The organism is Mammaliicoccus sp. I-M35, from assembly GCF_022386455.1.
GTDB lineage: Bacteria > Bacillota > Bacilli > Staphylococcales > Staphylococcaceae > Mammaliicoccus > Mammaliicoccus sciuri_A.
The window spans coordinates 93,567-119,946 of the sequence record NZ_JAJNIL010000005.1 but is presented as its reverse complement, the minus strand read 5'-3'; the positions used below and the strand labels follow the sequence as shown (position 1 = coordinate 119,946).

23 protein-coding genes are annotated in these 26,380 nt (G+C 31.9%); 2 read left to right on the top strand and 21 right to left on the bottom strand.

What is annotated here, in order from left to right:
- Positions 1-83 precede the first annotated feature (83 nt).
- Positions 84-860, bottom strand: coding sequence for a ribonuclease HII (locus tag LQ679_RS07345; protein WP_239762346.1), 777 nt, complete (start codon positions 858-860; stop codon positions 84-86).
- The gene (gene ylqF / locus LQ679_RS07340; protein WP_025905311.1) at positions 841-1,725 is read right to left on the bottom strand and encodes a ribosome biogenesis GTPase YlqF; all 885 of its coding nucleotides are present in this window, start codon (positions 1,723-1,725) and stop codon (positions 841-843) included. The genes LQ679_RS07345 and ylqF overlap by 20 nt, the downstream gene beginning before the upstream one ends.
- A gap of 72 nt (positions 1,726-1,797) precedes the next feature.
- On the opposite strand from ylqF, the gene LQ679_RS07335 reads away from it, so the two are divergent.
- Both LQ679_RS07335 and LQ679_RS07330 read left to right on the top strand, forming a co-directional pair.
- Positions 1,798-2,727, top strand: a complete 930-nt coding sequence (locus LQ679_RS07335) for a glycosyltransferase family 2 protein (RefSeq protein WP_107576987.1) — start codon at positions 1,798-1,800, stop codon at positions 2,725-2,727.
- Positions 2,728-2,745: 18 nt separating this feature from the next.
- Positions 2,746-5,346, top strand: coding sequence for a YfhO family protein (locus LQ679_RS07330; protein WP_239762345.1), 2,601 nt, complete (start codon positions 2,746-2,748; stop codon positions 5,344-5,346).
- A 143-nt stretch (positions 5,347-5,489) separates the two neighbouring features.
- Here LQ679_RS07330 and rplS read toward each other — a convergent pair whose 3' ends face one another.
- The 19 genes from rplS to recG form a co-directional block, all read right to left on the bottom strand.
- Entirely contained in the window at positions 5,490-5,840 is a 351-nt protein-coding gene (rplS, locus tag LQ679_RS07325) for a 50S ribosomal protein L19 (protein WP_025905308.1), read from the bottom strand.
- A 128-nt stretch (positions 5,841-5,968) separates the two neighbouring features.
- Complete coding sequence (trmD, locus tag LQ679_RS07320) at positions 5,969-6,691, bottom strand: tRNA (guanosine(37)-N1)-methyltransferase TrmD (protein ID WP_239762344.1); 723 nt, start codon at positions 6,689-6,691, stop codon at positions 5,969-5,971.
- Positions 6,691-7,191, bottom strand: a complete 501-nt coding sequence (gene rimM / locus LQ679_RS07315; protein ID WP_126476473.1) for a ribosome maturation factor RimM — start codon at positions 7,189-7,191, stop codon at positions 6,691-6,693. Before rimM ends, trmD begins: the two co-directional genes overlap by 1 nt.
- Positions 7,192-7,256: 65 nt before the next feature.
- Positions 7,257-7,484, bottom strand: a complete 228-nt coding sequence (locus tag LQ679_RS07310; protein WP_025905305.1) for a KH domain-containing protein — start codon at positions 7,482-7,484, stop codon at positions 7,257-7,259.
- A 13-nt stretch (positions 7,485-7,497) separates the two neighbouring features.
- On the bottom strand, positions 7,498-7,773 hold the full coding sequence (gene rpsP, locus LQ679_RS07305; protein ID WP_016910739.1) for a 30S ribosomal protein S16: 276 nt from the start codon (positions 7,771-7,773) through the stop codon (positions 7,498-7,500).
- A gap of 192 nt (positions 7,774-7,965) precedes the next feature.
- On the bottom strand, positions 7,966-9,330 hold the full coding sequence (ffh, locus tag LQ679_RS07300; protein WP_159315116.1) for a signal recognition particle protein: 1,365 nt from the start codon (positions 9,328-9,330) through the stop codon (positions 7,966-7,968).
- Between the two features lie 12 nt (positions 9,331-9,342).
- Positions 9,343-9,678, bottom strand: coding sequence for a putative DNA-binding protein (locus LQ679_RS07295; protein WP_025905303.1), 336 nt, complete (start codon positions 9,676-9,678; stop codon positions 9,343-9,345).
- Positions 9,665-10,837, bottom strand: a complete 1,173-nt coding sequence (gene ftsY / locus LQ679_RS07290) for a signal recognition particle-docking protein FtsY (protein WP_239762343.1) — start codon at positions 10,835-10,837, stop codon at positions 9,665-9,667. The genes LQ679_RS07295 and ftsY overlap by 14 nt, the downstream gene beginning before the upstream one ends.
- Complete coding sequence (smc, locus tag LQ679_RS07285) at positions 10,834-14,397, bottom strand: chromosome segregation protein SMC (RefSeq protein WP_239762342.1); 3,564 nt, start codon at positions 14,395-14,397, stop codon at positions 10,834-10,836. Before smc ends, ftsY begins: the two co-directional genes overlap by 4 nt.
- Positions 14,398-14,407: 10 nt before the next feature.
- Entirely contained in the window at positions 14,408-15,127 is a 720-nt protein-coding gene (rnc, locus tag LQ679_RS07280) for a ribonuclease III (RefSeq protein ID WP_037587752.1), read from the bottom strand.
- Positions 15,128-15,294: 167 nt separating this feature from the next.
- A complete protein-coding gene (locus LQ679_RS07275) occupies positions 15,295-15,918 on the bottom strand; it encodes a CHAP domain-containing protein (protein WP_025905299.1) in 624 nt (207 codons plus the stop codon).
- A 203-nt stretch (positions 15,919-16,121) separates the two neighbouring features.
- Positions 16,122-18,281 (bottom strand): bifunctional glycosyltransferase/CDP-glycerol:glycerophosphate glycerophosphotransferase, encoded by a 2,160-nt coding sequence (locus LQ679_RS07270; protein ID WP_239762341.1) that lies wholly within the window; start codon positions 18,279-18,281, stop codon positions 16,122-16,124.
- Between the two features lie 403 nt (positions 18,282-18,684).
- Positions 18,685-18,918, bottom strand: a complete 234-nt coding sequence (locus LQ679_RS07265; protein ID WP_017000113.1) for an acyl carrier protein — start codon at positions 18,916-18,918, stop codon at positions 18,685-18,687.
- Between the two features lie 87 nt (positions 18,919-19,005).
- A complete protein-coding gene (gene fabG / locus LQ679_RS07260) occupies positions 19,006-19,743 on the bottom strand; it encodes a 3-oxoacyl-[acyl-carrier-protein] reductase (protein ID WP_239762340.1) in 738 nt (245 codons plus the stop codon).
- A complete protein-coding gene (gene fabD / locus LQ679_RS07255; protein WP_204179223.1) occupies positions 19,743-20,663 on the bottom strand; it encodes an ACP S-malonyltransferase in 921 nt (306 codons plus the stop codon). Before fabD ends, fabG begins: the two co-directional genes overlap by 1 nt.
- A complete protein-coding gene (plsX, locus tag LQ679_RS07250; RefSeq protein WP_196307669.1) occupies positions 20,656-21,642 on the bottom strand; it encodes a phosphate acyltransferase PlsX in 987 nt (328 codons plus the stop codon). The genes fabD and plsX overlap by 8 nt, the downstream gene beginning before the upstream one ends.
- Positions 21,635-22,204, bottom strand: coding sequence for a transcription factor FapR (fapR, locus tag LQ679_RS07245; protein WP_025905295.1), 570 nt, complete (start codon positions 22,202-22,204; stop codon positions 21,635-21,637). Before fapR ends, plsX begins: the two co-directional genes overlap by 8 nt.
- A 1,423-nt stretch (positions 22,205-23,627) precedes the next feature.
- The gene (locus tag LQ679_RS07240; RefSeq protein WP_126476882.1) at positions 23,628-24,248 is read right to left on the bottom strand and encodes a class A sortase; all 621 of its coding nucleotides are present in this window, start codon (positions 24,246-24,248) and stop codon (positions 23,628-23,630) included.
- Between the two features lie 58 nt (positions 24,249-24,306).
- Positions 24,307-26,346 carry an ATP-dependent DNA helicase RecG gene (recG, locus tag LQ679_RS07235; RefSeq protein WP_204168241.1) on the bottom strand — a complete coding sequence of 680 codons (2,040 nt, stop codon included), beginning with the start codon at positions 26,344-26,346 and terminating at the stop codon, positions 24,307-24,309.
- Positions 26,347-26,380: the final 34 nt, after the last annotated feature.

Sequence of the window (26,380 nt, the reverse complement as noted above, 5' to 3'; positions counted from 1 at the left end):
CAATAATGTTTGCTTACTTCTCAATTATAGAAAATGTAAGCGTTATTGTAAACAAGGAGAGTCCAATTTTACGAATTGTTAGACTAATATTTCACTTTTGATTTGATAGGTTCGAAAGTTTTACGGTGTATCGGTGTAATACCATAATTTTCGAGCCCTTCTAAATGTGATTTTGTGCCGTAACCTTTGTTTTTATCAAAATCATATCCAGGATATTCTGTATGATATTGAGACATTAACTTATCACGATATTCTTTAGCAATCACACTTGCTGCTGCTATAGAAACACTATTTAAGTCTCCCTTTATAATAGATGTTTGTGGAATGCCATTATCTAGCTTCATCGCATCTATTAATAAGTGGTCTGGTTTAACTGACAATTGATCTATCGCTCGTTGCATCGCTACCTTTGTTGCTTCATATATATTGAGTTCATCAATTTCTTCAACAGTTGCAATGCCAATACCTACTGCATGTGCACGATTATATATTTCTTGTTCGAAATAAGAACGTTTAGCTTGCGATAAAGCTTTCGAATCTGTAATGCCTAAATATTGATGGTCTTGTTCAAGAATGACCGCACTTGCTACGACTGGGCCTGCAAGTGGACCTCTCCCTACTTCATCAATTCCACAAATAACAGCATCTTTGTTTGAGTCTAATACTTGTTTTTCATATTGATTCATTTGAATATATTTATGGTGAAGTTGTTCTATTTTTTTTAACTGCTTGATTCGCTTACTTAAAGCACTTTGGACACCTTTACGTTCATCTTCGTTATAAGGTGATGCTTCAACTTCTTGAATCGTTAAATATTGATTAATCTCTTCAACAATTTCTTTAATGCTCTTCTGTTTCATGCATGCCATCCTTCATTTCTTCATATATATCGAAGCAGTAATGACCAATTTTAGCATTACGTAAATCTCTAATAATCAACTCAGTAACAGACTCATAATCTACTTCATTACCACGTTTTAACATGCCTCTTCTTTTACCTATTTGATCGAACAAACCAATGACGTCACCGTCTTCAGGTAATTCAATTTGATAAAATTGCTTTAATTTTTCCGGATCATGATCAATTAAAAAGTTTAATCCATATATCGCAACTTCATCTAAATGTACAATACTATCTTTAATTGCCCCTGTTAAACTCAACTTTTTACCAATCGTTTGGTCTTCAAATTTCGGCCATAAAATCCCTGGTGTATCTAACAATTCTAATTCTTTTCCTACTTTAATCCATTGTTGTTTTTTCGTCACACCCGGTGTATTACCAGTTTTAGCAATTGATTTTTTAGCTAATTTATTGATAAGTGTGGATTTACCTACATTCGGAATACCAACTATCATAGCTCTGATTGCTCTCGGACGAAGACCTTTACGTTTTTCTCTATCAAATTTTTCTTTAGTGGCAGCTTGTGCAGCTTTCATAAGCTCACCTAAATGCTTACCATGTTTCGAATCAATTTGAACTGGGAAAAAGCCTTGATTTTTAAAATATTGCGTCCATTTATCTGTCTCACTTTGTTTTGACATATCTTTTTTATTAAGTATTACAACACGAGGTTTTTGTTTAACAATGTCATCAATCATTGGATTTCTTGAAGATAGCGGAATACGTGCATCGACTAATTCGAATACCACATCTACCATTTTTAATTGTTCTGTTACTTCGCGTCTCGCTTTGGCCATATGACCTGGAAACCATTGAATTGTCATTTATATTTATCCTTTCTTATCTTAAACTATCGAAATATGATATATTAACCATATCTATATAGGAGGTTTGTTATGTTTATTTCAATTATAGTTCCTCTTTATAATGAGGAAACTAACATCTCTATTTTACATGAAAAAGTATCAAACGTCTTTTTAAATTTGCCACATCAATTTGAAATCATTTTTGTTGATGATGGTTCTACAGATGCTTCACTCAATTTAATTCAATCACTATCAGAAAAAGACGAACATGTTAAATACATATCTTTCTCTAAAAATTTCGGCAAAGAATCTGCTATGTATTGTGGACTTGAGCACAGTATAGGAGATGCTGTTATCATCATGGATTCAGACCTTCAACACCCACCTGAGATAATCCCACAAATGATCGAATTACACCTTGAAGGCTATCAACAAGTCGTCGCATTACGCAACCGCGACAAAGAGTCATTTTTAAAAAGAATTCCTGCTAAAATTTTCTACAAATTATCTAGAAATATGATTGATGTTAAATTAAAAAGCGGTGAAGGTGACTTTCGCTTAATATCTAAAGAAGTTGTTGAGTCTATCATTAAAATGACTGAGTACAATCGCTTCTCTAAAGGTATATTTGAATGGGTTGGTTTTAATAAGACAACTATTACATATGATCATCTAGATAGAAATCAAGGACGTTCTAAATATTCCAACTTTAAATTAATCGATTACGCAATTGATGGTATCGTTAGTTTTAATAATAAACCGCTTCGACTATGCTTTTATTTTGGTGGTATTACAATGTTTATCTGTCTTCTATATATTTTAATTACATTTATAAATATTATGATACATGGCATCGAAGAACCCGGTTATTTCACAATTATTTCTGCCATTTTATTCTTAGGTGGTCTTCAATTATTTAGTTTAGGTGTTATAGGTGAATACATTGGTCGTATTTATTATGAAACAAAAGATAGACCAAAATATATTATTCAACAAACAAACCTTAAATCTCATGAATAACACATATAGGTGAATCAAATGATAAATAAAATAAAAACATTTTTGAATAACAACGCTATTTTCAAATACATTTTACTTTTCGGTGTCTTAGCCATTTTAGGGCATAGTTATATACTATATCGCTATTTTAAAGATGGTATTATTTTCACTGGTCCAAATGATGGTATCGAACAAATGTTGCCAATTCAAATGTATTTACATGTACATTGGACACACGGAACATTTTTCTATTCAACTGATTTAGGTCTTGGTGGAGATATGTTTATGGATTTGTCCTATTACTTCTCTACGAATATTTTGTTCATTATCAATGTCATTTTTGTTTGGATAGGCTCATTTATCTTCCATTTTAATACGGACCATATGTTATTTTGGACTCAGAATGCCATTGTCATATCAATCGTAAAATCATTTTTAATTATGAGTTTTACCTATTTATATGTTAAGAAGATTGGCTTAAATCAAACTACTTCAATAGTCGCTGCTTTTCTATTTGCAGTTTCACCTATATACTTTAGATTTACTGTATATTGGTCATTCTTTAGCGATGTCTTTATGCTATTGCCATTATTATTATTCAGTATTGAAAGATTTTTAAAAGATAAAAAGATTGGCCTGTTTATCCTAATCGTTGCCTTAACGTTTATCAATAACTTTTATTTTGCATACTATCAATTTTTAACAGGACTCATTTACTTTTTCTATCGATTTATTTTTCAACATAAGGCTGATATTGTACCAAGAATGCAACAACTTAAATTACTTGTAGTAGCGAGTATACTTGGACTTGGAAGTAGTTTATTTATATTCTTCCACTCTGCCCATAGTTTCATTGGGAATAATCGTGCAATTTATAATGGAACGATTCCATTACTGTCTAACTTCAATAAACATGACAATATATTCTATGACAATTATTTAATTGTTGTACTTTTTATAGCCATTCAGGCGCTTTTAACAATAAAGCTTTACAAACATTATTATTATAGATTATTTAGTATTTTCACGATTATCTTAATGATTGCGAGTTTCTTACCTTATGTAGATAGTATTTTTAACGGCTTTTCTGCACCACAAAAAAGATGGCATTATTTATTAACGTTCTTTTCTAGTGGTTTAATTGTGAGTTACGTATATTACTTTAAATCAATCAGCATCAAGCAATATATCATCACGGCTATACCTGGTATTGTTGTTATCTTTTCAAGTTATTATATAACTAAAGATTATGTCAGTTGGATTTGGATGGTACCTATTCTATTTATAATAGGATTACTCGTATTAACCATAAAGCGTTTTACACGTTTATTAACACTTGTATTTGCGGCTTTGATATTGTTAACTTCTTTCGTAGTCTCAAAAGATCATAGTAAGAACCAAATCTATCACGATGATCATGAAAGACGTGCGAATAAATTCTTTATTCAAGCAAGTACGTTTGATAGTGGCCTACAACGAAGTCATGTATCACATTTAAACCAACAATTGAATCCTGATGAAAGATTAGGATGGCGCGTATTAACACAAGATAATACACCTATGTATCAACATTTTAAAGGTCTTAGTTTATACTCGAGTATTTTTGATGGCGGTTTGAATCAATATCTTTTTGAAGATGCAAAAGTTAATCTACAGAATGAATCGTTAAGTCGTTATAGCGATATGCAAAATCGATCAAACTTATACAGCCTTTGGTCAACAAAATATATAATGAAGAAATCGTATCAGAAATCATCGCCAGCAAACTTTAAATTAATTCAAGACGATGGCAAATATCAAATATTAGAAAACGAGCAACCATTACCTGCAGTTAAAGTAACCGATCAATATTATGATGCCCATGATATTGATAATCCATTAGATCTTGAACACGCCATGATTAAAGGTGTTGTTACAACAGATAAAGATAAAGTTAATACAGAAATAAACAAAGCACCGAATCTATTAAATCAAACGACCATTACAACGCGTGATGCCGATTATAAAGATGACATGTTGACCGTGCCTCGAAATGGAGATGGTTTAACGATTCAACTACCTAAAAAGTTAACGAATCAATATCAAGATTTATATTTGATGTTACATTTAGAACGTGAATTACCGCAATCAAACTTTACGATTCAAGTAAATGATTATCCAAATAATCGTCTCTTCCAAGATTCAAAATATCGCATGAATCAAGATGATTTACTTTATCGTGTTCCAGTACCTAAAGATGGTAAAATATTCATCTCATTGACGAATGGAAAATATAAATTAGAGTTACAAGGTTTATATGGTGAAAATTATCAAACATTAAAGCAAGCTCATAAAGAGAAACGTTATACTTACCATGAAACAAATGGGAAAATTAATATATCTTTAAAAGAACATAAAAAAGGAACTGCAGTCATCAATATACCGTATAGAGAAGGCTTAAAGGCTAAAGTAGACGGTAAAGACAAAGCCATTCACAAAGTCAATCATATTATGACAGGTATAGATGTAGAACAACAAGACAAAGATATAGAAATCACTTATCAACCCCCCTATTTTAAAACGATGATTTTGGTTTCAATTGTTTCAATTATTTTAAGCTTTGTCTTCACAAGAAAAGTGAATTCGAAGCAGCAAACTTAAATATATTCATTACATTTTAGTAAATAAAAAATAAGCATATCACCAGCAACTGAGTAATCAGTTCAGTGATATGCTTATTTATTTTGTGTCGGGATATATGTCCCAAACACTTAAACGCTTAGCAAGCAATGCCAAGGTTTATATTATCTAATTTCTTTAATACGAGCAGCTTTACCACGTAGGCTACGTAAGTAGTAAAGTTTCGCACGACGTACTTTACCGCGACGTTTAACTTCGATTTTCTCGATTTTTGGAGTGTGTACAGGGAATGTACGCTCAACACCAACACCGTAAGAAATTTTACGAACTGTAAACGTTTCAGAAATTCCGCCACCACGACGTTTAATAACTACACCTTCGAACACTTGGATACGTTCGCGGCTACCTTCAACGATACGTACGTGTACAGTTAAAGTGTCACCAGCACGGAATGTTGGAATATCCGTACGCAATTGGTCTTTTGTTACTGCTTCGATTAACTTATTATTACTCATTATATTCTCTCCTTCTGACTATGTTCTTGCCCAATGTAATTGTTTCATATAAATGCTAGCAGCGGATCATAGTGAATTTGTGCTCACACACTTATATTAATATATCACATTGCACAAGTTGATTCAATCTATTTTTTGTTATCATTTAAGAAACGTTTATCCGCTTCTGTTAATGGATAACTATCTAACAAATCTGGTCTTCTCTGTTGTGTTCTTAACAATGATTGTTCATGTCTCCATTTTTCAATGTTGGCATGATTCCCAGATAATAATACATCTGGTACTTTTATGCCTTCATAATCTGCTGGTCTTGTGTACTGAGGATGTTCTAATAATCCAGATGAAAATGAATCATCTTCATGTGATACTTGATTACCAAGAACACCTGGTATTAGTCTTACGATTGCATCTGTCATTGTCATGCTCGCAAGTTCTCCACCTGTTAATACAAAGTCCCCAATTGAAATTTCATCCGTTACACAATGTTCTCTAATACGCTCATCATAGCCTTCATAATGACCACAAATAAAAATAATATGATCACTTTCTGATAATGACTCCGCTTTTGCTTGTGTGAATGGCTCACCTTGTGGACACATTAAAATCACGCGCGTATTTTCATCTTTATCTAATGATTGAAGCGCATTGAATACAGGTTCTGGTTTAAGGACCATACCTTGTCCGCCACCATAAGGATAATCATCAACTTGTGAATGTTTATTATTCGCAAAATCTCTAAAATTCACTGTATTAAATTGAACAATTTCTTTATCTTGTGCTCGTTTCATTATGGAATGATTGAGTACACCTTCATACATTTCTGGAAACAGTGTTAAATAATCAATCTTCATCAGTCTAATAAACCTTCTAATGGTTCAATTTTAATAGTCTTCAGATCAACATCAACATGTTTAACAACATCTTCAATATAAGGAATTAAATATTCTTTATCTCCCTTAACGACCCATACATCGTTCGCACCTGTTTCCATAATTTCAATTACTCTACCTAACGCTTCTTCTTCAACAAATACTGTACAACCAATAATATCTGAATAATAGTATTCATTCTCTTCAAGTTCAATCGCTTCATTTGATTGTTCTTGATAAATTTTAGAACCTTTTAAATGTTCGATATCATTGATGTTATGAATACCTTCAAACGTTAATAGATGAAAATTCTTATGAATTCTATGTGATGCTATAGTAAATGAAAATGATTCATTATTTTTCTTAACTGTAATAAGTTGACCTTTTTGAAATCGTTCATCGGTAAAGTCAGAATCTGATAATACTTTCACTTCACCTTTAATACCATGTGTATTAACAATTTTGCCTATTTCAACATTCATTGAGCTGTGCCTCCTCAACTGTTTCTTTCATTATTAACATAAAAAAGAGCACCAATTAGGTACTCTTAATTAACTTCTACAAACACTTTCTTGCCTTGCTCGTTCATTGAACCAGACACAATTGTACGAATTGCTTTAATCATTCTGCCCTTCTTACCAATAATTCTGCCAATGTCTTCTTCATGAACGTCTATATTGAACGTAATGCTAGAATCTTGTTCATCTTTAGATATATTGATGTTCTCCGGATAATCTACGAGCGGTACTATAATTGTTTGTATTAATTTTTCCAATATAATCTACGCTTTACTTAGAAAGTTTAGAATTATGGAATTTCTCCATGATACCTTGAGTTGATAAGATATCACGAACTGTATCAGTAGGTTTTGCACCGTCAGCTAACCATTTTAAAGCTAACTCTTCGTCAACTTTGATTTCTGCTTCTGGTTTAGCAACTGGATTGTAAGTACCGATTGGTTCGATAATACGACCATCACGTGGAGAACGTGCATCTGCTACTACTATACGATAAAATGGGTTTCTTTTTGACCCTTTACGTGTTAAACGAATTTTAACTGCCATGTTTAAAAAACTCCTTACTCATTTATAATTTCTTTTCTACAAGTAAATACTATAACAGGATATAAATTGTTTGTAAAGTGTTTTCTCTTTACCAATTTAAATTTCATGCAAAATAAGAGAGCAAAGCTGGCATGATCACTTAAAGATAGCTGCCATAACTTTGCTCTATATTATAGATGCGTCACGCTTCTATTAGAATGGTAAGTTCATGCCTTGGAAAGGATTTCCGCCACGTTTACCTTTTTTACCTTTTTTATTGCTTCCTGTAAATTGTTTCATCATTTTCTTCATGTCGCCAAATTGTTTGATCAATCTATTTACTTCTTGGAGAGAACGACCTGAACCTTTAGCAATACGACGTTTTCTAGAAACATTTAAAATGTCAGGATTATTTCTTTCTTCTAAAGTCATAGAACGGATAATCGCTTGAACATTATCGATTTGTTTAGGATCCATGTTAGCATTTTTCATGCCTTTCATTTTGTTAGCACCTGGAATCATATTCATCAGATCATCTAACGGACCTAATTCTTTAACTTGTTCTAATTGTTCTAAGAAATCATCAAACGTAAATGAAGATGTTCTCATTTTCTTTTCTAATTCTTTAGCTTTTTCTTCATCGACACCTTGTTGGGCTTTTTCAATTAAACTTAATACGTCACCCATACCTAAAATTCTAGATGCCATACGTTCTGGATGGAACAACTCAAGTCCATCTAGCTTTTCACTCATACCAATAAATTTAATTGGCTTTTCAGTAACAGAACGGATTGAAAGTGCTGCACCACCACGTGTATCACCATCTAATTTAGTTAATGTTACACCTGTTACATCTAATGTATTATCAAATGATTCTGCAACATTTACAGCATCTTGACCTGTCATAGAGTCTACAACAAGCATAATTTCATCTGGTTTAGATACTTCTTTAACGTCTACAAGTTCATTCATTAATGCTTCATCAATGTGCAGACGACCTGCTGTATCGATAATAACAAAGTCTAAATGTTCTTCGCGTGCATATTTCAATGCGTTCTCAGTAATTTGTTTCGGACTTACTTGATCGCCTTCAGTGTATACAGGTATATCAATTTGCTTACCAACTGTTTGTAATTGTTGAATCGCAGCTGGTCTATAAATATCACATGCGACAAGTAATGGCTTTTTGTTGTATTTTTTCCTCATTAATAATGCTAATTTACCTGCAGTTGTTGTTTTACCTGCACCTTGTAAACCGACCATCATCACAACAGTAGGTGGTTTACTGCTCATGTTAATTTTACTATTTTCTCCACCCATTAAAGTTGTTAATTCATCTTGAACAATCTTGATGACTTGTTGTCCAGGTGTTAAAGATTGCATAACATCTGCACCTAATGCGCGTTCAGATACTGTGTTTACAAAAGATTTAACAACTTTAAAGTTAACGTCTGCTTCTAATAATGCTAATCGTACTTCACGCATCATTGCTTTAATATCTGACTCTGTAACTTTACCCTTACCTTTGATGCGTTGCATCGTGGCTTGAAGTCTTTCGGATAACCCTTCAAATGCCATAAATTTCTCCTCCTATTCAAGAATTTCTAAGCGTTCAATCGCCTGATTAAGTTCTTGATTATCTCCTGACAATCTTTTTAATTCATCAATAATAGATTGTCTTTCTTTAAATTTTTTAAAGAGTTGTAATTTCGTTTCATACTCTTCTAATAATTCATCTGTTCGTTTTATATTATCATATACTGCTTGTCGACTCACATGAAATGTCTCTGCAATTTCACTTAGTGCATAATCTTGTAAATAATATAACTCTAAATAATTGCGTTGTTTTTCAGTTAATAAACCTTGATAAAAATCAAATAAGTAATTCATTCTCATTGTTTTTATAAGTTCATTATTTTCCGTCATTTTGATCAGCTTCTTCAGTAGTATTTTCAACAGACTCATTTGCATCTATCATGTCTGCAAATAATCCATAAACATAGCTTTCTGCATCAAATGGTTGTAAGTCATCAAGTTTTTCACCGAGTCCTACAAATTTAACTGGAATTTGTAATTCATTACGTATCGCTAACACGATACCACCTTTTGCTGTTCCGTCAAGTTTCGTTAATACGATACCTGTAACTTGTGTCACTTCTTTAAATGACTTAGCTTGTGATAATGCATTTTGTCCAGTTGTCGCATCTAATGCTAATAATACTTCATGAGGTGCGCCAGGTACGTTACGATCAATAACTTTTCTAACTTTTTGTAATTCATTCATTAAGTTGGCTTTATTTTGTAATCGTCCTGCCGTATCACAAATTAAAATATCAGCACCTCTATTTTTAGCAGCATTTACTGCATCATACATAACTGCTGCTGGGTCAGAACCTTCTTTTTGACTAATTACTTCTACGCCAACACGTTCTCCCCAAACTTTCAATTGTTCAATAGCACCTGCACGGAAAGTATCTCCAGCTGCTAACATAACTTTTTTACCTTCTTGTTTATAACGGTGTGCTAATTTACCGATTGTCGTCGTTTTACCAACACCATTAACACCAACCATTAATATAACATTTAATCGGTCATTTTCAATATTCATTCGATCAATATCTTCATCATCTTGTACATAAATTTCGACTATTTTTTCAACGATGACTTCTCTTAATTCAGATGTTTCACTAATATTTCGGCGTTTAGCTTCCATACGTAATTCATCAACAAGTTCCATAACTGTGTTAAATCCAACATCTGCTTGAATTAACATTTCTTCTAATGCTTCAAAGAAATCTTCGTCAACTTTACGATACACTGCTAATAAATCATTTAATTTATTTTGGAAGTTCTCTCTAGATTTTTCTAATCCTTGTTTGAACTTAGCACCAAGTTGTTCTGATTCCCATTCTTCGAACTCATCTAATGACATTAACCCATCGTCAAACTGAACCGCTTCAGGATTTTCTTTTTCATTAGACTCAGGTTCTAAGTCTTGGAATGGTTGTTCTTCTTGGTTTTCAATCTCTTTGTTTTTTTCTTCACTAGGAGAGAATCTATCCTTTAATCGTTTAAAAAAACTCATGATTGTAATGCCTCCAATTCTTCTTTAATTGATTTTAAGTTAACACTCACAAGTTTAGAAATGCCCGCTTCTTGCATTGTAACACCATATAAGCTATCCGCGTATGACATTGTACCTTTTCTATGTGTAATAACGATAAATTGAGTTTCTGATTTGAGCTGATCTAAATATTCTGCATATCTTATGACATTTTGTTCATCTAATGCAGCTTCAACTTCATCTAGAATTACAAAAGGCGCTGTACGTGCTTTTAATATCGCAAAGAGTAAACTAATGGCAGATAACGCACGTTCCCCACCACTAAGTAGTGATAAGTATTGTCTGTTCTTCCCTGGAGGTTGTACGACAATTTCAACACCCGCATCTAAAATATCTTTGTCTGTAAGTTGTAACTCAGCACGTCCACCATTGAAGAGTGATTTAAACACATTTCCAAAATGATGATTCACTTCATCAAATGTTTCTTTAAATCTAGTCGATACTTCGCTATCCATTTCTAATATGACTTGTTCTAATGTTTCTTTTGCTTCTAATAAATCTGTTCTTTGATCACTTAAGAAAGTATATCTTTCATTAACTTCTTTAAATTGTTCAATGGCATTTAAATTTACATGTCCAAGTTCATCTATAGACATTTTCGTTAATTTAACAGTTTTTCTTGCTTCTGAAATATCTTCTGGCATTTCATACAATGATTGTGCTTTTTCAAAAGTTAATTGATACGTTTCATTTAAGTGTGTCAATTGATGTTCAATCATAATATCTATTTTCGAGTGCTTACTCACCATATCTTGTAAGCCTGTTTCTAATCCAGAAATACTTTGATGCATAGATTGCGTATCGCGCTCTATTTGCTCGATTTCTTCTTGAATAGATTTATATTTATCTTGATCATCCATCATTTTCGTTTCTATTTCTTGCTTTTTAGCTGTAAATAGTTGAATTTGACTTTCGACTTTTTCAAATTGACCGCTACCCATATAATCATCAGAATTGATTAATTCAATTTGGTCATTAATCTTAGTTAACGTATGTTCATATTCGTTTAAATCTTCTTTAAGTCGTTTCTTATCTTGTTCTTTCAAACGATTTCGTTCTTTTTCAACGGCAAGATTCGAACGTTTTTCATTTAATGTATTTTGAATTGTTTTTTCGCTATCTTTACTATGTGAAAGTGATGCATTTAATTGATTGATTTCGTTATCAATTTTCTCTATATCTTGTTTAATCGTTACAAGTTTATTTTGCTTTTCTTGTAATGTTTCTTGACCTTTCACAAAGTTATAGCCATCATTCTTTTCAAATTCAAACGTTTCATTTTCGTCTTTTAATCGTTTTTCTTTAGCTAATACTGCATCTAATTGTAATGTTACCTCATGTTCTTTAGCTCTTAATTCAGTACCTTTTTCTTGTGTTTCAGTTAAGGACTGTTCGATATGTTGAACTTCTTGTTTTAATGCTTTAACATTCTCCTCAATTTGAGTTGTTTGTTGCATAAAGTTCTGATACTTATCTTCAGTCGTTTTCAGTTCATCTTTTTGTGATAACAAACTTGCTTTCTTCTCTTTGCCACCACCGGTCATAGCACCGCCTGGCGTAATCACATCGCCTTCAAGTGTCACAATTCTATGCTTGAACTGAATTAACCTCGCAAGCTGATTGGCAGTTTCTAAATCTTTAGCAATAATTGTACTACCTAACAAATGCTCTACAATATTTCGATATTTCTCGTCATATTTAACACCTTCAGAAGCTACTGTAATGAAGCCTTGTTGATCATTAATTTGCTCGATAACAGATTGTGGTATAAATCGTTTTTTAACCACATTCATTGGTAAGAATGTAGCACGGCCTAGCTTTTTATCTTTTAAATATTTAATCGCTAATCGCGCATCTTTCTCTTCTTGTACAATAATGTGTTGTAAAGAAGCACCTAGTGCTATTTCAATAGCTGTTGTCAATTTCGAAGGTGTATCGATAATTTCAGCAACTGCACCTTCTATACCATTGAGTGACTTTTCTTTCAGCACATGTTTAACACCAGAATAAAATCCAGAGTATTCATCTTGCATACTCTTTAACGTATTAATACGAGTCTTCATTTGTTCTGTATAACGATACGCTTGATACAGTTTTGATTCCATATCTTTATATGCTTGCTCTTTACTTTTTAACAACTTATGGTCAGCTTTATATTTTTCAGTTGTTTCTTGAAGTTCTTTTTCAACAGATTGTAGCTTTTCGGTATAAGTTGATTTATCTTCCCAAACACGTTGAAGTTCTTCGTATACTTCTTTTTGTCTGCCATCTAATCTTGATTGTTTTTCTTGATGTGTTGCTAATTTGTCTTCTAAAAATCTAATATCATTATTAATGTCTGATTGCTCTGTCATCAGTTGATAATAACGATCTTTCAGTTGTTCAATTTTCTCTTCAAATGTACCTTCTTGATTCGATAATTGACCTTCAAGTCCATTAATTTCTTGCACTAATACTTGATATCTATCTTTAAATTCTTTTAGTTCTGCATCTATTTCTTTAATTTGTTCAGTAATTTTGTTAATTCTCGTTTGAGAAGCTTGCTTTTCTTCTTCTAATCTTTCATTTGTCGCATCACTATTTTTTTGACGTTCTTTTAAGACTTCTAATTGACCAGTAAATCGTTCTAATGATTCAGTCGCTTCAACTAATGCCTTGTTATCATTTTGAATTTGATTAGAAATCTGATCTCTCGATTTTTTCTTTTCATTTAATTCAAAAGTCTTAGCGTCTAATTCATTTGTTTTTTGTTCTTTTTGATATTGAAAATGCTCAATTTCTTGTTCAAGCTTTTTAAAATCTTTATTTAAACTTTCAATATCATATACCGTTACAGTAATATCACTTTTTTTCATTTCTTCTTTTAAAGCAATATACTCTTCAGCAATCGCAGCTTCTTCTCTTAGAGGCTCAACTCTAGCTTCTAAATCGAATACAATGTCTTCAACACGATTTAGATTTTGTTCTGTTTCGTCTAATTTTTGCGTCGCTTCTTTTTTACGTTTTTTATATTTTAATACGCCAGCTGCTTCTTCTATGAGATATCTTCTATCACTAGGCTTAGCATTCAATACTTCATCAACTTTACCTTGAGAAATAATACTAAAAGCTTCTTTACCAAGACCTGAATCTAAAAATAGATCAAGGACTGATTTTAAGCGTGTTCGTTCTTTATTTAAATAATATTCACTGTCACCATTTCTATATAAGCGGCGTTCAACTGTTATTGTATCTTCATCTATATTTAGTTTTCTTGAATGATTATCCAATGTTAATTTTACTTCTGCATATTGGCACTTTTTACGTTCTTTCGACCCGTTAAAGATGACATCTTCCATCTTAGATCCACGTAAACTTTTTGCTGATTGCTCACCGAGAACCCATTTTATAGCATCCGTAATATTACTTTTACCGCTACCATTTGGGCCTACAATAGCTGTTACACCATTATCAAAGTCTACATGTGTATGTTCAGCAAAAGATTTAAATCCATATGCATCTATTGATTTTAAATAAACCATAAACTACCCCTTATTGACCATTATTCAACGCTTTTTTAGCAGCATTTTGTTCTGATTCTTTTTTCGTTCTACCTTTTCCTGTTTCTAAAGGTTTGCCATTTAATAGTACTTCAGAAGTAAACATCTTGTGATGTGCTGGACCACTTTCATCTAATAAATGATACGTAATATTGCCTTTATTATGACGATGCATAAATTCCTGCAATTCTGTTTTATAATCACGATTCGCTGTATAATTTTCATCAACGACATGTGGAAATACGACTTTTTCTAAAAATTGCTCTACAATTTCAAGTCCTTTATCTAAATACAATGCACCAATAAATGATTCGAATGCATCGGCGATTAATGATGGACGTTCACGACCGCCTGTTTTTTCTTCACCTTTACCAAGTAAAAGTAATTCGTTCATATTTAAACTCATTGCAAATGTTACAAGTGATGGTTCACATACAATTGATGCGCGCAGTTTAGTGAGCTTACCTTCTGGAAGTAATGGAAATTTCTTAAATAAAAACTGTGACACCGTCAATTCTAACACCGCGTCTCCTAAGAACTCTAAACGTTCATTATGACTTAATTTATCTAATTTAAAGTCATTAATAAAACTTGAATGCGAGAATGCTTGAACATAAATATCATATTGTTCAAATTCGATATTTATGTCTTTCATAAACACATCGAATTGAGCTTTAAATTGTGCTATGATTTGTGCTTTATTTTTAACCATGCCTGTCCTCCCTAATATTATGTTTCCTATCTATTTTACGTTATATTTCATAAAAAAAAAAGAATATTATCATAAACGACAATATCCATTGACACAATATATAAAACGCCTGAACAAATTGCTTTGTTCAGACGTTTATCTTATCTTATGTAATCATCATGGATTGCTTAATTTGGTCTTATAAACCACATTTCAGTTTCATAATCATGCGTGATACGTTGTGCAACTTCTGTCTTGTCAGCGCCGCCACCATACCAATTTTGATCTAAACTTGTAAATTGCATCACATTACCGTCTGCATTACCGTTTAATACAATTGCTGTATGTCCAGCACCTGATCCGAAATCTTCATTAAATACAACAACGTCACCAGGTTGTGCTACAAATGATGGTGTGTTTTTGTACACTGTTGCTTCACCACTAAAATTATTAGCAGTTGGAATATCTTTTGCATAATCTCCATGTAAACCGTGACCATATAAATAATTCCAATAATAATTCACTAAATCAAAACATTGCCAACCGTAGTAGCCATCAAAATCCCAACCCTTACCTTCCAATGAATAAACATAATTCATGGCAGCCGTTGAAGATTTTGCAACTTCTTTTTGGACCTTGCTTGATTTCTTATCGTAATCTCTATGTTCAACCTCTACGTTCTGTATCTTAGGTGTCTTATCTTTAGATGTATCACTACCGCCGCCATCCTTAGCGTCAGCATGCAAATTCAAATTCAATGCAGTCAAGCTCGTAAATGCAATAGCTAACAATAATTTGCTTTTAATCTTCATACATCCCCCTAAAAAATATGTATTATATATATTCTTAAATAATATATTAAAACATTTTATCATATATAAAGTATACTGGATAGGTTATAAAGATTAAGTATTGATTACAAAAAGACCACTAATCTCCCTCTCTATTTTATTAAAATTCATGATAACACTTGTTGTGACATAAAAATGCCCCACCAATTATGGCGGGGATATTTTTACTTTGTCTTATCATATATAAAATCTCCAATAATTTTAGAAGATTGACCTTTTTCTATAGAACAGAATTTATCGTAAAACCTTTCTATTTTATCTTTATATTTTTCTTTATGTTTATCAATATCTTTTAATTCCTCAGCTAATTTAAACTCATCTGTAATAATTTCTCCAGGTAAATCATTCATATAATCCATATAAAATCCTCTCAAACCTTTATCATATTTCTCAATATCATAAGCAAAGAAATATTGTGGTCTTTTTAGAATACCAAAGTCAAACATGACTGAAGAATAATCTGTAATGAGTGCATCAGATATTAAATATAATTCGGATATATCATTATAATTAGATACGTCGATTGCAAAATCTTCATATCCACTTAAATCTAATGCATTTGAAATTAAATAATGCATTCTTAGTAAAATGACAAATTCATCACCTAATTCTTTTTGTAGGTTTTCTAAATTTATTTTTAAATCGAATAAATATTTACCTTTTTTAACAAATTCATCATCTCTCCATGTCGGAGCGTACATAATAATTTTCTTACCTTTTGGTATGTTTAATTCTTTTTTCAGTTTTTCTATATATTCTTGATCATTACTTCTATTAACTAATATATCATTCCGAGGATATCCTATTTCTAAAGTTCTATTCTCATCCATCCAAAATGCCGTTTTAAAAATGTTCGTTGAGTACCTATTAGGAGAAATTAAATAATCCCATCTTGATGTTTCAGCGTAGAAATTCTTTTTATATTTAGGTGTAGTTGTTCCTGGCATTCTTACTATCTTCATATCATTAGCCAAACGTTTTAATGGTGTTCCGTGCCATGTTTGAATGTAAATTTGGTTATCTTTTTTATTTAAATACAGTGGTAACCTTGCATTCGTAACCCAGAATTTAGCTTTTGAGTATGCATCATAATATTCTTTAGATCCTTTTTTAACCTTTACTGCATTACCAGTTATGACATTTTGATTAGGATTTTTAAACACCCATATATAGTTTAATTTAGGATAATGTTTTTGCATATATTCATAAATATATTTAGGACTATCACTATAATTTTTACCACCGAAAGACTCAAAAACGATAGTTTCTGTATTAACAGCTTCTTCTTTATCTAATAGTTGATATTTTGATCTATTCTTCATTTTATTATTCTGAACTATATTTTTTACATGTCTACTTACACTTCTAATATTATTTATATATTTAGCATTTTCAATGTCGTCCATAGATAAAAACAATAATTCTAATTTGTAGAGTATTTTTCCATCTTTTATAATGTTCCACTTTAGTGTTTTAACAATATTAATTAAAGGTTTCTCAAGAACACTATATCTTATATTTATATCTCTCAAAGATGGATCGAACCCTTTTTTAATTTCAAGTTTCATTTTTTGAGATAAAAAGTTAAGAATATCTTTATTATCCGTTCTTTTAATGGAATCAAGATAACTATTAACGTAATCCTCGAATGTAAAAATGAAATCTTGATCACTTAAAGTATTACCTTCAAATGGATCATAAATTTCACCTCTAAAATAGAAAGGAAAATTACGTAACCTTACAAACCTCTCTACGTATTTAATATATTCAAGTGTAAATGAAGTATCGATATATATTTTTAAATCTTCATTAAACCTAATGTTATGCGCTTTGACAATAGATGTTTTAAATAAAATATTACAAACCGTATTTTTTCTTAAAAAGGAATTAGGATTATTACCTTTAGTTAAGTAGTCAATTCTAATTTTATCTTTATTTACATATTGAGGTTTTTTTAATGAGAATTTATTTATTGGCCCAATTAAGCCGTCTAATCCATTGATTTTAGATAAGTAATACTCAACTGAATAGCTTGCAAGTTGGTCATCAGCATCTAAAAACATAAAATATTTTGTTTCAACATTTTCTAAAGCAATATTTCTAGCATAGGCGTGCCCATAATTTCTATCTAAATTAATGTGATTTACATTTTTATCATAATTATTTATCGCTTCATTAACTAATCTATTAGAAGAGTCTGTTGATCCATCATTAACTATGATTAAATCAAAGTTTTGATTTCTTTGGTTTTTAATACTACCAATACAATCAAGTATATAATCTTCTTTATTATAATAAGTAATGATAATTGTTAATTCATTCATGATATTTCTCCTTAAAGTTTTTTAATATAATTAATATAAAAATATAATGCGTACTCAAATTTTTTATGACGACTTTAGTCATTCTTTTTTAGTACTCAAATAAAAGTACTACCTAAGGCATTTATTTCAATATCTAAAGAATAAATCAATGTATTATTAGGAGAATGGCTAATATTGAGTTTTAAATATTAATTTTACATTATATTATTATAGCTCCTTAATACTATTTGGCAATATTAATAAACAAAAATCTTAAACTGAATTAATTATCCATTTACTTATTTGAATTATTGTTAAATTTTCCAAAACTATTAAAACACTAAAAATATAGATTTTACATCTTCTATAAAAAAGCATAATAAAAAGCCCGTAACCATTGGTATACGGACTTTAGTAATTTGAATTATTTTTCTAATGATTCAATATATTTTACAGCGTCACCAACTGTGTTGATTTTTTCTGCTTCCTCATCAGGAATTTCCATATCAAATTCATCTTCTAATTCCATTACTAATTCTGCGATATCTAAAGAATCAGCACCTAAATCATCTTTAAATGAAGCTTCAGGCGTTACTTTTTCAGCGTCTACACCTAGACGATCTACAATAATGTCTTTAACTTTGTCGAAACTTGCCATTCCATTCACCTCCTTTAAATGATTTAAATCTTATATAATAAGAAATTCAATTTCTCTTACTATCCTATTCTACTATAAAAGTAGTTATTATTGCATATACATTCCGCCATTAACGTGAATTGTTTGGCCAGTAATATAGCTTGCTTTATCACTTACAAGAAATGCTACTGTATGTGCAATATCACTATCTTCACCAAATCGTGCAAGTGGAATTTGTGATTTCATTTGTTCTTTTAATTCATCAGATAATTGATCTGTCATATCTGATATGATAAATCCTGGTGCAACTGCATTACAAGTAATGCCTCTAGATGCTAATTCTCTAGCAAATGTTCTTGTCATACCTTCAACACCTGATTTAGTTGCTACATAGTTCACTTGTCCTGCGTTTCCTAATGATCCTACAACACTTGATAAGTTAATGATGCGACCAGATTTTTGTTTTAACATTGGTCTTGTTACTGCTTGAACACAGTTAAATACACCTTTTAAGTTTGTATTGATTACGTCATCCCATTCGTCTTGTTTCATACGCATCAATAAATTATCTCTTGTAATACCTGCATTATTGACGAGTACGTCGATAGTACCAAATTGAGATGTTGTTTCTTTAATCATAGCTTTCACTTCATCTTGCTCACTTACATTTGCTTGAAATGCAAATGCTTCTACACCAAATGATTTAATTTCAGAAACGACTTCTTCTGCTTTTTCTTTATTTCCTGCATAGTTTACAACTACATTGTAACCTTCTTTACCAAGTTCTAATGCAATTTTACGACCAATACCTCTAGAAGCACCTGTAACGATAGCTGTTTTTGTCATTATTCATTCCATCCTTTAATATCATCAATTGTTTGAATTGATGTTATTTTAACATCACGACTAATTTTTTTAACTAACCCAGATAATACTTTGTTAGGACCGACTTCGATAAAGTGATCTACACCTTGTTCAATTAAATACTCAACAGATTGACTGAATTCAACTGGTGAGAATAATTGTTTAACCATGTTCGCTTTAATAACTTCATGATCTGTTTCAGGTTTAGCATATACATTTTGTACAATTGGGTGTTCAGCATCATTCCACTCAAATTGATTAATGTAGTTTTCAAAATCATCTGCTATAGTTTTCATCATTGAAGAATGAAATGGACCTGAAACTTTTAAAGGCATAACACGTTTAGCACCTAGTGATTTACCTTCTGCTGCAAGTTTATCAATGAGTTCTGCATGACCAGATACAACGATTTGACCTGGGCAATTGATGTTTGCTGGTTCAATAAGTTTGTCCTCTGTTGATAATTGTTCACAGATTTCTCTCACTTTTTCAATGTCTAAACCTAGTACCGCTGCCATAGAACCTACACCTTGTGGAAAAGCTTCAGACATTAATGTACCACGTTTATGTACGATTTGAACGGCATCTTCAAACTTTAATACACCTTCTGATACTAATGCTGAATATTCACCTAAACTATGTCCTAATGCGTAGTCATAATTTAAATCTTTTAAAGCATTCATTAAAGCTGAACTATGCGTTAACAATGCTGGTTGTGTATATTCAGTTAATCCAAGAATTTCTTCTGGATCTTTAAACATAATTTCAAGTAAATCAAATGATAATGATTCATTTGCTCTTTCTAAAATTGATGTTGCATTAATTTCTTCTTGATATAAATCTTCTGCCATTCCTACTTTTTGTGACCCTTGACCAGGGAACATGATTGCAACTTTACCCATTTATTTCACCTACTGCTTTCTTCATTTTATCTACTATTTTAGTATCTGCAGCTAGCTTAGCTTGTTTAATTGCATTATAGAATGCACGTTGATCTGATGATCCGTGTGCTTTAACAACAACACCATTTAATCCTAATAGGACTGAACCACCGTATTCTGCATAGTCCATTTTATTGCTGATTTTTTTAATATCTTTTTTCAAAGTAAGTGCAGCAAGTTTATTTTTAGTTGAAGCAGTCATCGCTTCTTTCAACATTTTAAATATACCTGTTGCTGTACCTTCGATTGTTTTTAACACCATGTTACCGTTATAACCATCTGATACAACGACATCACATGCATCTAACAATAAAGATTTTGCTTCAACATTTCCAATAAAGTTATCAAATTGTTCTTCTTTAAGTAATTGATAAGTCTTTTTCATTAAAGCATTACCTTTTGTTTCTTCAGTACCAATATTTAAAAGAGCCAATGAAGGATTTTCAATACTTCTAATTTGTTTGGCATAAATTTCACCCATTTTAGCATATTGCACAAGATGTTCAGGTTTAGCATCTGAGTTTGCACCAATATCTAAAAATACAAATCCTTTACCTGTCACAGTTGGGAAAGTCGCAACTAATGCAGGTCTTTCAATACCTTTTATTCTGCCGACAATAAATAATCCACTACTCATAAGTGCACCTGTATTACCAGCTGATACACATGCTTCTGCTTTACCTTCTTTAACAGCATTCGCCATTAAAACCATTGAAGCATTTTTCTTTTTCTTAATTGATCTAACAGGTTCATCATCCATTGTTATCTTTTCATCTGTATGATAAAAAGTGATACGATCATGTTTGTAATCAAATTGTTTTTCGTCACCATATAACAAAATCTCTAAATCTGGAAAATCATTAACTGCTTGTTTAACCGCTTCTATTACGATACCTGGCGCGTCATCTCCGCCCATCATATCTATCGCAATCTTAACCATTATTTTCACCCTCGCTCGAATAATACATTTCAAATTGTCCTTGGAAAACAGTTTCTCCATGAACAGTGCTTGTGACATCTACTTTAGCTATATGTTTCGATTTATGAATCACAGTAGCTTTAGCAATGACTCTTTCATTTAGTTTTACTGATTTTTTGAATTGAACATTACTCTTAGTTGTTAATGCTAATTCATCATTAATCAATGCTACACATAATGAGTTAGCTTGGGCAAATAAATAGTGTCCTCTAGCAATACCGTTACGTGTAAAAACATGTTCTTCCTTAATATCTATAATAGATATTGCTGATTTATCTAATTCAATATCTATAATTTCCCCAATGACATCTTCAATGGGTAATGATTTAATTTCATCATGATTTTGTGTTGCTACATCTTTGATGCGGCGTCTTAATTCTGGAATACCTAGCTCCATTCTATCTAGTCTAATAGTTTGGATGCTTACTTTAAAATATTCACTTAAAGTTTCGTCAGTTATGAAAGGTTCAGCTTTCAAACGATTTGTTAATTCCCTCTGGCGATCTGCTTTTGATAATTTCATTTCATCCAAATCCATTCTATTATGTACTTATAGCTAAAATTAGCACCTGCTATCATGACCTACCTTACTTATACTAACATGGGTATAACAATATACTCAACAAATTATACAATAAAAAGAGCGAAATTTAAAAAATTGGTCATAAGACTTAAATAATAAGATGAGAAGACAAGGTGGAATGAGTAAATTTTTTTGGGGGTGGTTATGGATTTGAGGAGGAAGGTCGGGTTATTTTGGGTGCGAGGTTAGGTGTTGGAATTGGGAGCTGAGGCTTAAGCTATCACTTGGCTTAATGTAGGCATTAAGCTACGATTTGGGCGATTTCTTGGCTTAATGTAGTAGTTAAGCTACGACTTGAGCGATATCTTGGCTTAAGTTAGGAGTTAAGCTATGACTTGAGCAATCTCTTGGCTTAATGTAGGACTTAAGCCATGACTTGGACAATCTCTTGGCTTTATTTAGGACTTAAGCCATGACTTGGACGATCTCTTGGCTTTATTCAGGACTTAAGCTAAGACTTAAGCAATTTCTTGGCTTAATGTAGGACTTAAGCTACGACTTGAGCGATCTCTTGGCTTTATTCAGGACTTAAGCTACGACTTGAGTGATCTCTTGGCTTAATGTAGGCATTAAGCTACGACTTGGGCGATTTTTTATGTAATCAAAAATGTTCATTTCTAAATAATCATTTAATTTTTAAAAAGATGTGAGTTTACTACCACTTTAACTCACATGTTCACCAATCTCGTGGGTTTATTACTTCTTTAACTCACATGTTCACCAATCTCGTGAGTTTACTACCTCTTTAACTCACATGTTCATCTATCTCGTGGGTTTATTACTTCTTTAACTCACATGTTCATCTATCTTGTGAGTTTACTACCTCTTTAACTCACATCTTCTTCAATCTCGTGGGTTTACTTCTTCTTTAACTCACATGTTCGACAATCTTGTGAGTTTACTACCTCTTTAACTCACATCTTTTTCAATCTCGTGAGTTTACTGCCTCTTTAACTCACATCTTTTCAAAACTCGTGAGTTTACTGCCTCTTTAACTCACATCTTTCACAATCTCGTGGGTTTACTGCCTCTTTAACTCACATGTTTTCCAATCTTGTGAGTTTACTACTTCTTTAACTCACATGTTCACCAATCTCGTTGGTTTACTACTTCTTTAACTCACATCTTCTTCAATCTTGTGAGTTTACTGCCTCTTTAACTCACATGTTTTCCAATCTCGTGGGTTTAATACCTCATTAACTCACATCTTCTCGAATATCTCACATTCTCCCTACCTACTCGATGAATCCTCCACACCTATATCCAACAAATCACCCACCTATCTCTCATACCCACTTCATCCAACTCATTTCTCCCAACAAAAAAAGAGCAAAATTTAAAATTTTGCTCTCCTCTATCGTAGTTATGCTGCATTTTCTTCTACTGCTGTAAATATCATGCGCTCTTCGAACAATAAAGTATCTGGATTATAATTATCACATGTTATTAATGTTAATTGATTCGGTTTACCTTTATGTTCATCTAATACTTCTACTTGATTTGGCTTCACATTTTTAATGTTTTTAATTATATATGTCTTTTTACCTTTTAATGTGATGAGTTCTACTTTATCGCCAACTTTTGCGCGATCGAGATAGTTAAATCTTATTCCCGCACCTTCTACACGATGTCCTGCGATTGCGACATTCTGCTCACTTAACTTTTCATTCTCATCTACTAATGACAATCCGTTTTTTAAATTTTGTTCTGTTGCTGGTCCTTTAAATATAGGCTCTGATATATCTGCTGCTGGTACTTTTAAATAACCAACCATGTGTTCATTTACTTTTAAGTTATCTGTTTCTGTTTTTGTAATCCATGATTCTATTGGATTTATTTTAACGCTGTCATCATGATTTTCATACGACTCAATGACTTTATCATTAACACGGTCTGTAAAATACGTTCTAATATCATTCCAGAAGAAAATAGATATTGCCGTCATGATTAATAAGATACCTATAATTTTATATAACCATCTCATGTTTCTAACCTACTCTCAAAATATGGTAATTCAAATTTATACAATACGTGTTCCAATGTCAATCAAAATTTTGTTCTGACATAGATTCTTGTACTAATAATCTCAATTTATCATATTCAGGTTTGAAAAATTCACCTGATTGCACTAATTCACTCGCTTCATCTCTTGCAACTTCTAACATCCTATAATCTTCTACAATATTTGCAACTCTGAAATCAGGTAAACCACTTTGTTTAACGCCAAAGAAGTCACCTGGTCCTCTCATTTCCAAATCTCGTTCTGATAAATAAAAACCGTCAGTAGATTCAGTCATAATGTGCATACGTTCTACACCACTCTCAGTTTTAGGTGATGCTACTAACGTACAGTAACTTTGGTGATGACTTCTACCGACACGTCCTCTTAATTGGTGTAACGTAGATAAACCAAATCGGTCAGCATCATAGATAATCATAAATGTTGCATTAGGGACGTTTACACCAACTTCAACAACAGTCGTAGAAACTAATATCGCGATTTCATTATTACTAAATTTATTCATGATTTCATCTTTTTCATCTGCATGCATTTTACCATGTACAAGACCGACTTTATCCGCACCGAAACGCAACTGTAATTGCTCATAAATTGCGACTACATTTTGAACATCCAACGCTTCACTTTCTTCTATTAATGGACAAATGACATACGCTTGTCGACCTTTTGATATTTCACTGTTTAGTTGATTCAGTACATGATCAATTTCTTCATGTTTAGCCCACGATGTCAAAATTTCTTTTCTCCCTTTAGGCATTTGTTTAATCGAGGTTACATCCATTTCCCCGAACGCAGAGATAGACAATGTTCTCGGAATTGGTGTTGCTGTCATAAATAAGACATTTGTATCTGCACCTTTTTCACGCAGCTTCTTACGTTGATTTACACCAAATCGGTGCTGTTCATCAATGATAACTAATCCAATATCATTAAACGCTACATCATCTTGAATTAGTGCATGCGTGCCTACAATAACGTCAACTTCTCCTGCTTCTAACTGTTCAAGTAATAATTTTCTTTTTTTACCTTTAACTGAACTTGTTAATAAAGCGACATTTAATTGCCCACCAAACAACTCATCTAAACTGATTGCATGTTGTTCAGCTAATATAGCTGTTGGGACCATAAGCGCACTTTGCTTACCAGCATTAAACATTGCATAAATCGCAATAGCTGCAACTACCGTTTTACCTGAACCTACATCACCTTGCAATAATCGATGCATTTTAATAGGCGCTTTTAAATCTCTAAAAATTTCATTCACACTATTTTTCTGAGCATCTGTTAATTCAAAAGGTAATGTTTCGATAAAAGATTTCACCGCATTAACATCATAATTTAAACCTTCTATTTTATTAGATTCTTTTTCTAATTTGCTTAACCATTTCATCTTTAACTGAAATAAGAATAATTCATTAAATGAAAATGTGCGTCGTGCTAATTTGAGGTGATTAAATTGAAGTGGTTTATGTAAAATTGGAATGACATCTTTTAATGGCATTAATTTGTACTTATCCATTAAATTTGGAGATAACCATTCATCAATTTCAACAAGTTGTAATGCTTGTTCAATATATTTATTAAGCTGCTTTTGTTTTAAACCTTCTTTTAATCGATAAATAGGTGTTAACGCATTTCCACCGTCTTCTTTTTCAGCCATTACTTTTTGACCAGCAATAATTTGTTTCTTTTGATCCCATTTACCTTTGATCGTAACTGTTTCACCCATAATGAGTCTTTTTTTCAAATAAGGTTGATTAAAGAATGTGACTTTAACGGCAATTTGATCAATTAGCATATGGCACGTTAATTTAGATTTATTTCTACCAAAAAATGCGACAGTCGGACTAGAGTACACTTCTCCAGTAACAGTGACAACATCACCATCAGTTGCTTCGTTTAAATTTATGACAGATTCATCTTCGTAACGTGTTGGTAAATACAACACTAAATCTTCTAATGTATAGATATTTAATTCATTTAATAACTGTAAACTTTTTGGTCCAACACCTTTAAGTTCTTGCAAAGTTCGGTCTGTATATATTAGATGTTGCTTATTCATTTTTATCACCTATATTTATTAATACTCTAATTAT

Coding starts and splice junctions, on each gene's coding strand:
- LQ679_RS07345 (WP_239762346.1), bottom strand. CDS start 860: ATGAAACAGAAGAGCATTAAAGAAATTGTTGAAGAGATTAATCAATAT.
- ylqF (WP_025905311.1), bottom strand. CDS start 1,725: ATGACAATTCAATGGTTTCCAGGTCATATGGCCAAAGCGAGACGCGAA.
- LQ679_RS07335 (WP_107576987.1), top strand. CDS start 1,798: ATGTTTATTTCAATTATAGTTCCTCTTTATAATGAGGAAACTAACATC.
- LQ679_RS07330 (WP_239762345.1), top strand. CDS start 2,746: ATGATAAATAAAATAAAAACATTTTTGAATAACAACGCTATTTTCAAA.
- rplS (WP_025905308.1), bottom strand. CDS start 5,840: ATGAGTAATAATAAGTTAATCGAAGCAGTAACAAAAGACCAATTGCGT.
- trmD (WP_239762344.1), bottom strand. CDS start 6,691: ATGAAGATTGATTATTTAACACTGTTTCCAGAAATGTATGAAGGTGTA.
- rimM (WP_126476473.1), bottom strand. CDS start 7,191: ATGAATGTTGAAATAGGCAAAATTGTTAATACACATGGTATTAAAGGT.
- rpsP (WP_016910739.1), bottom strand. CDS start 7,773: ATGGCAGTTAAAATTCGTTTAACACGTAAAGGGTCAAAAAGAAACCCA.
- ffh (WP_159315116.1), bottom strand. CDS start 9,330: ATGGCATTTGAAGGGTTATCCGAAAGACTTCAAGCCACGATGCAACGC.
- LQ679_RS07295 (WP_025905303.1), bottom strand. CDS start 9,678: ATGACGGAAAATAATGAACTTATAAAAACAATGAGAATGAATTACTTA.
- ftsY (WP_239762343.1), bottom strand. CDS start 10,837: ATGAGTTTTTTTAAACGATTAAAGGATAGATTCTCTCCTAGTGAAGAA.
- smc (WP_239762342.1), bottom strand. CDS start 14,397: ATGGTTTATTTAAAATCAATAGATGCATATGGATTTAAATCTTTTGCT.
- rnc (WP_037587752.1), bottom strand. CDS start 15,127: ATGGTTAAAAATAAAGCACAAATCATAGCACAATTTAAAGCTCAATTC.
- LQ679_RS07275 (WP_025905299.1), bottom strand. CDS start 15,918: ATGAAGATTAAAAGCAAATTATTGTTAGCTATTGCATTTACGAGCTTG.
- LQ679_RS07270 (WP_239762341.1), bottom strand. CDS start 18,281: ATGAATGAATTAACAATTATCATTACTTATTATAATAAAGAAGATTAT.
- LQ679_RS07265 (WP_017000113.1), bottom strand. CDS start 18,918: ATGGCAAGTTTCGACAAAGTTAAAGACATTATTGTAGATCGTCTAGGT.
- fabG (WP_239762340.1), bottom strand. CDS start 19,743: ATGACAAAAACAGCTATCGTTACAGGTGCTTCTAGAGGTATTGGTCGT.
- fabD (WP_204179223.1), bottom strand. CDS start 20,663: ATGGGTAAAGTTGCAATCATGTTCCCTGGTCAAGGGTCACAAAAAGTA.
- plsX (WP_196307669.1), bottom strand. CDS start 21,642: ATGGTTAAGATTGCGATAGATATGATGGGCGGAGATGACGCGCCAGGT.
- fapR (WP_025905295.1), bottom strand. CDS start 22,204: ATGAAATTATCAAAAGCAGATCGCCAGAGGGAATTAACAAATCGTTTG.
- LQ679_RS07240 (WP_126476882.1), bottom strand. CDS start 24,248: ATGAGATGGTTATATAAAATTATAGGTATCTTATTAATCATGACGGCA.
- recG (WP_204168241.1), bottom strand. CDS start 26,346: ATGAATAAGCAACATCTAATATATACAGACCGAACTTTGCAAGAACTT.